Raw genomic sequence first — 9,924 nt, forward strand, 5'->3', positions numbered from 1 at the left:
GAACCTTCCGTGAGCGTGCCTGTTTTGTCGACAACCAGCGTGTCCACTTTTTCAAGACGCTCAAGGGCTTCGGCATTCTTGATTAACACCCCGGCCTGGGCGCCTTTGCCCACCCCCACCATTATCGACATCGGCGTGGCCAGTCCCAGCGCGCAGGGACAGGCAATAATCAGGACCGACACAGCCGCAATGAGACCGTGCGCCATCCTGGGCTCGGGCCCCCAGACAGACCAGATCAAGAAAGCAACAACCGCGATAAGTATCACCAGAGGAACAAACCAGCCTGAAACGCTGTCTGCCATTCTCTGGATGGGGGCACGCGAACGCTGTGCATCAGCGACCATCTGAACAATTCGTGAGAGCATCGTTTCATCACCGACTTTCTCTGCTCGGATGATAAGACTACCTGTCTGATTAATCGTCCCCCCAATGACAGGTTCACCCTCTTTTTTGGTAACCGGCATAGACTCCCCGGTCACCATCGATTCATCAACAGTTGTTTTGCCTTCGACCACGATACCGTCGACCGGAATACTCTCTCCAGGTCTGATGCGGAGCTTATCGCCAGGCAGGACATCTTCTGCATTAATATCCGTTTCATGACCGTCATGATCCAGCCGCCTGGCTGTTTTGGGGGCAAGGTTCAGAAGCGCAGTAATGGCACCTGAGGTTTGTTCCCGTGCCCGCAGTTCAAGAACCTGTCCCAGCAGAACAAGCACCGTAATTACTGCTGCGGCTTCAAAATAAACGGCCACCAGGCCATCCATGTTTCTGAACGATGCAGGAAACCAGGAAGGGAAGACGGTTGCAATGACGCTGTAAACCCAGGCTGCGCCGGTCCCCATTGCAACAAGGGTAAACATATTCAGGGAGCGGTTACGCAACGACATTCCGGCCCGGGCGAAGAATGGCCAGCCACAGTACAACACGACTGGAGAGGCCAGAAGCAGCTGCAGCCATGTGTTGTATTGTGGCGGTACTGTATTCCTCAAGGCGGGAAACAGATGAGATCCCATTTCGAGTATCAGAACCGGAAACGCCAGCAACAACCCCAGCCAGAAGCGTCTTGTCATGTCGCGAAGTTCATCACTCGGCCCCGTCGATGCCGTGGCTACGAGCGGTTCCAGTGCCATTCCACAGACAGGACAGCTTCCGGGACCACTGCGGCGTATCTCCGGGTGCATCGGACATGTCCACACACCTTCAGAAATATCTTTCTCCGCCTGATGGTGAGGCTGTTTTATCTGGTCTGGGCTGACTTCGTGGTGATCGTGGTGGTGGTGGGAATGTTCACTGGCATCTTCGGTAAGATAACGGTCGGGATGGGCTGTAAATTTACTCTCACAGCTGGCAGAGCAGAAATAAAGCTGATGGTCCTGGTATCGAATGCTGCTGTGCGCCTTGTCGGGCAGGAATGCCATCCCGCACACGGGATCTCTCACCTTATGCAATACGTGGCTCTCGTCCGGGGATAATGTCTGTTCAGAAGCAGTCTGGTTGTTGTGTTGCACTACATTGTCATTTTTCACAGTAACTCTCCTTATGCATGCCTGAAGCATTTTCTGTCTTCAGGGTATGTCATGGATGCGATTACCACGAATGTCGCCGGCACAGGAGTGCCTGCTGCCGGCGTCCCGTTATCAGCCGTTCCGCTGACTATTCGATTCGCTGGAAGACTTTTTTACTGCCCTCCGGAGAGAATGAAATAACATCGTAAGCCTCTTTACGGGCCCCCATCTCCATTCCCGGGCTCCCCGCAGGCATGCCCGGGGTGGCAAGACCATAAATCCCTGAACCAGACTGCATTGCCTTATGTATCGTGGCTGCAGGCACATGGCCTTCAATGATCAAATTACCAGTAACTGCGGTATGACAGCTTCTCAGCTCAGCAGGAACAGCATATTTTTCTTTCAGGGCTGACAGGGCCTGATCATTCATGACGTGGGTCCGCACCTCAAACCCGTCCTTTTCCATCGCCTTGCCCCACAGGGAACAGCAACCACAGTTTTCAGACTTGTACATGTCTATTACTTTTTCACCTGCCATTGCAGGAAGTGAAAGGCCAAAAGCCAGGGTCATTAAAATTATTTTTTTCATACTCACCTCTGTATGTTATCGATATAAACCCTGACGTCAGGGTGAATTTATGCAAAAGGACACCCGCAGGGGTGCCCTTTCAGGGTTATGACACGCTCTTTTTATGTCTGCGCAGCCAGATGAGTTTATAGGCGGCAGGAATAATGAACAGGGACAGCAGCGGAGCTGTGATCATCCCGCCAATCATGGGGGCCGCGATACGGCTCATGACTTCTGAACCTGCGCCGGTACCCCAGAGGATCGGCAGCAGACCCGCGATGATCACCGCCACGGTCATGGCTTTCGGCCGGACACGCAGCACGGCACCATGATAAAGGGCTTCATCAAGACCTTCCGGTGTGAACGTTTCTTTGTTTGACAGTTCCGGATGCGCTTCAATGGCATGACGCAGATACATCAGCATGACCACGCCAAACTCTGCTGCCACACCGGCCAGGGCGATAAACCCGGTTCCGGTTGCGACTGACATATGGAAGCCCTGCCAGTACAGGAACCATATCCCGCCAACCAGGGCGAACGGCAGACTCATCAGGATCAACAACGCTTCATCAACCCGGCGGAACGCCAGATACAACAGGATGAAAATGATCATCACCGTCATCGGCACCATCAATTTAAGTTTCTTGTTGGCGTGCTCAAGCAGTTCAAATTGTCCGGAGAATGACACGCTGGTACCCGGTCTAAGTTTCACTTTCTGACTGATAGCCGTTTTAATATCATTAACCACCGACACCATATCCCTGCCGCGCGCGTCAATGTAAATCCAGCTGGCTGGACGGGCATTTTCCGTTTTCAGCATAGTCGGCCCTGAAACGACCTTAATATCCGCGACATCGCCCAGCGTGATCTGCTGCTTCATCGGGGTCAGGATCGGCATCTGTTTCAATGCATTTGGACTGTTCCGATAATCCTGTGGATAGCGAATATTAATCGGGTACCGGGCCACGCCTTCAACCGTTTCCCCTACCGTTGCGCCGCCGATGGCTGATGAGACAAACAGCTGTACATCACCAACAGTCATACCGTAACGGGACGCTTTTTCCCGGTTGATATCGATATCGATGTAACGCCCGCCTTCAAGTCGCTCAGCCAGGGCAGACACCACGCCCGGCACGGTTTTGGCTACCGCCTCGATACTCTGCGCAGTCGCATCAATATCGGCCAGGACAGTCCCTGAGACCTTGATACCTATCGGGCTTTTGATCCCGGTTGAGAGCATATCAATACGGTTACGGATAGGCGGAACCCAGAGGTTTGCCAGACCCGGTAAACGGACGGTCTTGTCGAGTTCTTCAATAATCTTGTCAATCGTCATACCCGGACGCCACTGATCCTCAGGTTTGAGCTGGATCGTGGTTTCCACCATTTCAAGCGGTGCGGAATCCGTTGCGGTCTCTGCTTTACCGGTCTTGCCAAATACAGAGGCCACTTCAGGAACGCTTTTGATTAACTTGTCCGTCGTCTGCAGGAGTGCTGCAGCTTCTGCCGGAGAGACGCCAGGCAATGTTGATGGCATATACAGCAGGTCGCCCTCATTGATCTTCGGCAGAAACTCCCCCCCCACCTGACTCAATGGCCATATAACGGTGAAAATGGACAAGGCCGCAACCAGCAGGGTTGTTTTTGGCCAATGGAGGACCCGCAGCAGCAATGGATGATACGCTTTGATCAGCACCCGGTTCAGGGGGTTACTGGTCTCGGCAGGAATTTTTCCCCGGATCCAGAATCCCATCAAGATCGGAATGACAATGATGGCCAGCGCGGCCGCTCCCGCCATGGAGTACGTTTTCGTGAATGCCAGCGGGCCAAACAGACGTCCTTCCTGACCTTCCAGGGTAAAGATAGGAATAAAGGACAGGGTGATGATCAGCAGGCTGATAAACAGTGCGGGTCCCACTTCCACGGAGGCGTCGGTAATCACCTTCCAGCGGGTGGCGTTGTCAATCTGCTCACCCGGATGCTGATGATCCCACTCCTCAAGCCGTTTATGCGCATTCTCAATCATCACAATGGCGGCATCCACCATCGCACCGACGGCAATAGCTATCCCTCCCAGCGACATGATATTGGCGTTTAGTCCCTGGAAGTGCATGACGATAAAGGCGATACACAGGCCAAGCGGCAGAGAGATAATCGCCACCAGGGCAGAACGTACGTGCCACAGGAACAGGGCACAGACGATGGCCACCACGAAAAACTCTTCCAGAAGTTTGGAACTGAGGTTATCAATCGCCCGGTCGATCAACTGGCTGCGATCGTAGGTGGTCACGATTTCAACGCCTTCCGGCAGGCTGGCCTTCAGCGTCTCCAGTTTATCCCTCACTGCCGTGATAACGTCGCGCGCATTTTTACCCGACCGCAGGATCACCACGCCGCCAGCGACTTCTCCCTGGCCGTTCAGCTCGGCAATACCACGCCTCATTTCGGGCCCGGTCTGCACGCGGGCAACATCCCGCAGATAAACCGGCACGCCGTTCTCACCTGTTTTCAGGACGATGTTATTAAAATCATCAATGCTCTGAAGATAACCGCTGGCACGGACCATATACTCCGCTTCGGCCATTTCAACGGATGAACCACCGGCCTCCTGGTTAGACGATTCAAGAGCCTGTTTCACTTCGGGCAGGCTGATCCCATACTGGGACAGTTTTACCGGATTGACCTGAATCTGGTACTGCTTCACCACGCCACCAACCGAGGCTACCTCAGCCACGTTCGGGATGGTCTTCAGTTCAAATTTCAGAAACCAGTCCTGCAAAGAACGCAGTTCTGAAAGGTCGTGTTTTCCGCTGCGATCGACCAGGGCATATTCAAATATCCAGCCCACTCCCGTGGCGTCCGGACCGATTTCAGAGCTCACACCCGCAGGCAGTTTGCCCTGAACCTGATTCAGGTATTCCAGCACGCGCGAACGGGCCCAGTACAGATCGGTCCCGTCTTCAAAAATGACATATACATACGAATCACCGAACTGTGAAAAGCCACGCACGGTTTTTGCGCCAGGTACGGACAGCATGGTGGTGGTAAGCGGATAGGTGACCTGGTTTTCTACAATCTGCGGGGCCTGTCCGGGATAGCTGGTTTTAATAATGACCTGCACATCTGACAGGTCAGGCAGCGCATCGACCGGCGTGTTAATTATCGTCCATGTGCCCCAGATGCTGAGAAACAGTGCCCCCATCATGACCAGGAAACGGTTGGCGACAGAGCGCCGGATAATCCATTCAATCATCGTCGTCTCCTCAGTGCCCTGAATGCATATTTACAGGCTGCTCAGACATTGCTGGCATACTGTTTTCTGTTTTTTCAGGGTGGCGCATACGTTCCAGCGCGCCCGTAATATTGGCTTCGGAGTCAATGAGGAACAGGCCACTGACCACCACGGTATCGCCTTCATTAAGACCGGAGCCAATGCCGGACTGTTGCTGTGATTCATGCAGAACGTGGATCTGTTTCGGCACAAACTTGCCTTCATCATCAACAGTAATCACGCGCTGTTCTTTGCCGGTATCGATAACGGCCTGGCTTGGTATCAGCAGCATCTCCTGACTTTGGGTATTCAGTTTGAGATAGGCATTCATGCCCGGCTTGAGAAACTCATCCTTGTTAGTAACCTGGAGGCGGACCTGAAGCGTGCGGGTTGTCTGATCCACGCTGGGAAGAATGTTCCATTTTTCGACATGGAATGTTTTATCCGGATAAGCCGGTACCGAAATTTCAAACTGCGACGTATCTTTCAGCAGATAGGCGATAGATTCTGGCACTGCAGCGCTGATCCAGACCGGGTCCATCCCCTGAATCTGAGCCACCACCTTATCTTTGGAAATATTCATGCCGGTGCGCAGGTCAAATGCAGTAATGACACCATCAATAGGTGCTTTAATGGTAAAACGGGTCTGGATTGTGCGGGTTGAACGCAGCCTTTGAATATCCTCTTCCGGCATACCAGCCAGACGAAGTCGCTCCAGAACCCCTTTTATCTGGGTTGGCGTACCGCCTGTACCGGATAACAGCAGAAACTCACTTTGTGCCTCAACCCATTCAGGAATGGTGATATCGATAAGCGGAGTGCCTTTCTTCACATGATCGCCAATCGTCAGGGGATACACTTTTTCGACGAAACCGTCAGAACGCGCCTGCACAATGACAAACTGATATTCGTTGTAACTGACATTAGCCGGGATTGTCTGAGAATAATTCAGCATTCCTCGCGTGACTTTTTGCGTTTTTAATCCCAGATTCTGAACCTGAGTTGGATCGATACGGATCCCGCCACTGCTTTTATCGCCACTTTCATCAGCATATTTCGGCACAAGGTCCATATCCATAAAAGGCGATTTTCCGGGTTTATCAAATTTGGTATCCGGTTTCATAGGGTCATACCAGAAAAGTACCTTTTTCTCCGGTGCCTTTTGTTCTGCTGGTACTGTTTTTTGTGATGAGTTTAAATACTGCCAGGCAGTAACCGATATCAGCCCCCCTGCTATGAGGCTGCTGATAATTATTGCAGCATATTTTATCTTTAAAGAAGCCATACAATTTCTCGCTGAAAAATCAAAACACCTGGCATATGCGCACGATTATTCATTCACAGTAATCCCATAATGAATGTTCAGGCGCACTGGATGTATTCGCTCCGGACTGTTAATCAGGATTGCGTAACGTTAATGCTTTTGAGTAAGGAGATATTGCCCTGCTGAATAAACGAGAAATCGACATGGTTGCCGGTTTTCAGGGCATTGATAGCGTCGTCTGCATTAACAAAAGTGAAGCGCATGGTCATTGCAGGCCAGCCCACCGCCGGGATTGCTTCGTGCGAAATGGTAATCTTTTTACTATTCATATCAATGTCTTTAACGATACCGGTGCCCTTGATAACCTGCTGTACCGAAGCATCACTGGCAGCATTCATATCGCCATGCTGATGTGTTTCAGCATGAAGACCGGCAGAAAACATGACAGAGAAGGCACCAAATAAAACGGCTTTAAGTGAATTACGCATTTTAATTTCCTGATTAATTGAATAAATTTACTCTACCCAACCGCCACCCAGCGCGGTAAACAGATTAATTTCGTTAACCTGTCGGGAATAGGTAAGATCGAGAATGGTTTGCTGCGTCGCGAAGAGGGAACGTTCTGCATCCAGCACTTCGATGTAACTGACAGCACCACTTGCATACAATCCTCTGGCACGCTGTAGAGTTATCTGAAGTGAATCAAGATAACGCTGCTGTGACTCAAGTTGCTGGCTAAGGCTGTCGCGCAGCGCAAGCGTGTCGGAAACATCCTTAAAGGCTGACTGAATTTTTTGTTCGTAATTAACCACGGACTGTTGCTGGCGAATTTCAGCCAGCTTCAGATTGGCTTTGTTCCTGCCAGCATTAAATATAGGAATTTCAATTTTAGGAATAAAATTCCACATTCCACTTCCTGACGTAAAGAGGCTGGACAGCTCCGTACTGCTAGAGGAGAGACCACTGGTCAGGGTAATGGACGGGAAAAAAGCCGCTCGCGCTGCGCCAATATTGGCATCAGCCGCTTTCAACTGGTATTCCGCTTCCATAATATCCGGACGCTGCAGCAATATTTGTGACGACAGATTTGGTGGCAATTTTACTGGTGCGATCTCCCCACCTTTAATCCCTTTTTCTGACGGAACTGCGCGGTACGTTCCCAGCACCAGTTGCAGGGCATTGTTTGCCTGAGCCAGATCGCCTTCTCGTTTGGCTATTTCGGCGCGGGTACTTTCGATTTGCCCCCTGGCTTGTTCAAGCGCCAGAACGTTCGTACTCCCGGTCACCAGTTGTTGCTCAACGAATGCATAAGACTGTTCATAATTTTTCAGCGTTTCCCGCGCAATACGGAGTTGTTCGTACGCCAGTTGCTGGCTGAAATAGCTCTGTGAAACGTTGGAGACCAGCAGGATGTGTACGGCACGACGGGCTTCTTCGCTGGCAAAGTAGTTCTGGCGATCAGCCTCACTCATGTTCTTAAGTTTGCCAAAAAAATCGAGCTCATAGCTGAGCTCCAGACCCGCGTCGTACTCCTGTGTGGTCGGCTTGTCACCTTTCAGACCACCGTTGTATGTGATCCCGGATGAGGCATTCAGTTGGGGATAACGATCTGCATCCGTGACGTTGAACTGGGCCCGGGCCTCTTCAACCTTCAGGGCAGCCATTCTCAAATCACGGTTATTATTCAGGGCTTCACCGATCAGCCTGCTGACCTGGGGATCGACAAAAAAGTTTCGCCAGCCCGTATCCTGATAGCTGTTTACCGCAGGCGTCAGACTGTTTTTAGACAATGAAAACTGCTGGGGAACCGGAGCTGGCGGACGCTGATATTCAGGTGCCAGAGAAACACAACCAGCCAGGATGAATATGGTACTGATGCTGAGTAATTTTAATTTGAACATAACGCTTCTCGTACAGGCAGACCTGGTAAATGGTTCAAACGAAGTCCAGAGTATTGATAGGGATACTTTACCGAACGCTCTCTGTTTGCCGGGTGACAGGATAATGACAATGTTGTCATTTTTGCTGTAATCCGTTGATAACGATCGTGGGCGCAATAAAATGACATTAGCAGCCAGCCGGGGAGCATGATGAAAATATTAATCGTTGAAGACGAAATTAAAACAGGTGAATATCTCAGCAAGGGGCTGACAGAGGCGGGGTTCGTCGTGGATCACGCTGATAATGGTCTGACCGGATATCATCTTGCCATGACAGCCGAGTATGATTTAGCCATCCTGGATATCATGCTGCCTGATGTAAACGGCTGGGATATCATCCGTATGCTGCGCAGTGCCGGAAAGGGGATGCCGGTATTACTGCTGACGGCCCTTGGCACGATTGAACACAGGGTCAAAGGACTTGAGCTGGGTGCGGACGATTATCTGGTGAAGCCCTTTGCGTTTGCTGAACTGCTCGCCCGGGTAAGAACCCTCCTCAGGCGGGGAAACACGATGATCACGGAAAGCCAGCTTAAAGTGGCTGACCTCTCGGTTGATCTCGTATCCAGAAAAGTCAGCCGCGCCGGGAACCGCATTGTGCTCACCAGTAAAGAGTTCAGCTTGCTGGAATTCTTCATTCGCCATCAGGGAGAAGTTCTTCCCCGCTCCCTGATTGCCTCTCAGGTCTGGGACATGAATTTTGACAGCGACACTAACGCGATTGATGTCGCAGTAAAGCGACTCCGCGCTAAAATAGACAACGATTACGGGACAAAACTGATCCAGACAGTGCGGGGCGTGGGCTACATGCTGGAGATCCCGGATGCATAGCAAACCGTCCAGACGACCTTTCTCACTCGCGCTGCGGCTGACCTTTTTTATCAGCCTGTCCACAATACTGGCGTTTATCGCCTTCACCTGGTTTATGCTGCATTCTGTTGAAAAGCATTTTGCCGAGCAGGATGTCAGCGATCTGCAACAAATCAGCACCACACTGAGCCGTATACTCCAGTCCCCGGCAGATCCGGATGAAAAAAAAGTAAGCAAAATAAAGGAATCGATCGCCAGCTACCGCAACGTTGCCCTTTTGCTCCTCAATCCCCGGGGTGAGGTGCTGTACAGCTCTGCGCAGGGGGCAGCACTACGCCCGGCCGTGAATTCAGCCGATTTTAGCGAGCACAGCCGCGCACGGGATGTCTTTCTCTGGACGGTGGAGGATACTGCGAGAGCGATGGATACCGGGTCCGGAATGAAGATGGAAACGTACCGGATTATCGCCTCCTCTGGCCAGGCGACATTTCAGGGCAAACAGCAGAATTATGTCATGCTGACTGGCCTCTCCATTAATTTCCATCTCCATTACCTCGATGCGC

The 9,924-nt window shown here is 51.5% G+C and carries 7 protein-coding genes and 1 pseudogene; 2 read left to right on the forward strand and 6 right to left on the reverse strand.

Going from position 1 to position 9,924, the window contains the following annotated elements; translation table 11 throughout:
* From QMN38_RS25875 to silC, 6 genes are all read right to left on the reverse strand, one after another.
* A partial coding sequence (locus tag QMN38_RS25875; RefSeq protein WP_323606359.1) for an HAD-IC family P-type ATPase occupies window positions 1–1,559 on the reverse strand: 1,559 nt, incomplete at its 3' end.
* A 97-nt stretch (window positions 1,560–1,656) separates the two neighbouring features.
* Window positions 1,657–2,097 carry a DUF411 domain-containing protein gene (locus QMN38_RS25880; RefSeq protein WP_023165804.1) on the reverse strand — a complete coding sequence of 147 codons (441 nt, stop codon included), beginning with the start codon at window positions 2,095–2,097 and terminating at the stop codon, window positions 1,657–1,659.
* A gap of 85 nt (window positions 2,098–2,182) precedes the next feature.
* Window positions 2,183–5,329 (reverse strand): Cu(+)/Ag(+) efflux RND transporter permease subunit SilA, encoded by a 3,147-nt coding sequence (gene silA, locus QMN38_RS25885; protein ID WP_032231520.1) that lies wholly within the window; start codon window positions 5,327–5,329, stop codon window positions 2,183–2,185.
* Window positions 5,330–5,339: 10 nt separating this feature from the next.
* Window positions 5,340–6,632, reverse strand: coding sequence for a Cu(+)/Ag(+) efflux RND transporter periplasmic adaptor subunit SilB (silB, locus tag QMN38_RS25890; RefSeq protein WP_001446341.1), 1,293 nt, complete (start codon window positions 6,630–6,632; stop codon window positions 5,340–5,342).
* A gap of 113 nt (window positions 6,633–6,745) precedes the next feature.
* The gene (locus QMN38_RS25895; protein WP_001246152.1) at window positions 6,746–7,099 is read right to left on the reverse strand and encodes a Cu(+)/Ag(+) efflux RND transporter periplasmic metallochaperone SilF; all 354 of its coding nucleotides are present in this window, start codon (window positions 7,097–7,099) and stop codon (window positions 6,746–6,748) included.
* 27 nt (window positions 7,100–7,126) lie between these two features.
* Window positions 7,127–8,512 carry a Cu(+)/Ag(+) efflux RND transporter outer membrane channel SilC gene (silC, locus tag QMN38_RS25900; protein ID WP_001507116.1) on the reverse strand — a complete coding sequence of 462 codons (1,386 nt, stop codon included), beginning with the start codon at window positions 8,510–8,512 and terminating at the stop codon, window positions 7,127–7,129.
* Window positions 8,513–8,701: 189 nt separating this feature from the next.
* On the opposite strand from silC, the gene silR reads away from it, so the two are divergent.
* The gene (gene silR, locus QMN38_RS25905) at window positions 8,702–9,382 is read left to right on the forward strand and encodes a copper/silver response regulator transcription factor SilR (protein WP_000697966.1); all 681 of its coding nucleotides are present in this window, start codon (window positions 8,702–8,704) and stop codon (window positions 9,380–9,382) included.
* Window positions 9,375–9,924 (forward strand): annotated as a pseudogene (gene silS / locus QMN38_RS25910) (copper/silver sensor histidine kinase SilS); the annotation flags it as partial. The gene silR and the pseudogene silS, both read left to right, overlap by 8 nt.

It is taken from the genome of Citrobacter sp. R-1.5.2, assembly GCF_035064245.1.
Lineage (GTDB): Bacteria > Pseudomonadota > Gammaproteobacteria > Enterobacterales > Enterobacteriaceae > Citrobacter.

What these genes read in the sequence shown, in the direction of transcription:
- silB (WP_001446341.1), bottom strand. Translation starts at nt 6,632, where the DNA reads ATGGCTTCTTTAAAGATAAAATATGCTGCAATAATTATCAGCAGCCTC.
- silC (WP_001507116.1), bottom strand. Translation starts at nt 8,512, where the DNA reads ATGTTCAAATTAAAATTACTCAGCATCAGTACCATATTCATCCTGGCT.
- QMN38_RS25895 (WP_001246152.1), bottom strand. Translation starts at nt 7,099, where the DNA reads ATGCGTAATTCACTTAAAGCCGTTTTATTTGGTGCCTTCTCTGTCATG.
- silR (WP_000697966.1), top strand. Translation starts at nt 8,702, where the DNA reads ATGAAAATATTAATCGTTGAAGACGAAATTAAAACAGGTGAATATCTC.
- QMN38_RS25880 (WP_023165804.1), bottom strand. Translation starts at nt 2,097, where the DNA reads ATGAAAAAAATAATTTTAATGACCCTGGCTTTTGGCCTTTCACTTCCT.
- silA (WP_032231520.1), bottom strand. Translation starts at nt 5,329, where the DNA reads ATGATTGAATGGATTATCCGGCGCTCTGTCGCCAACCGTTTCCTGGTC.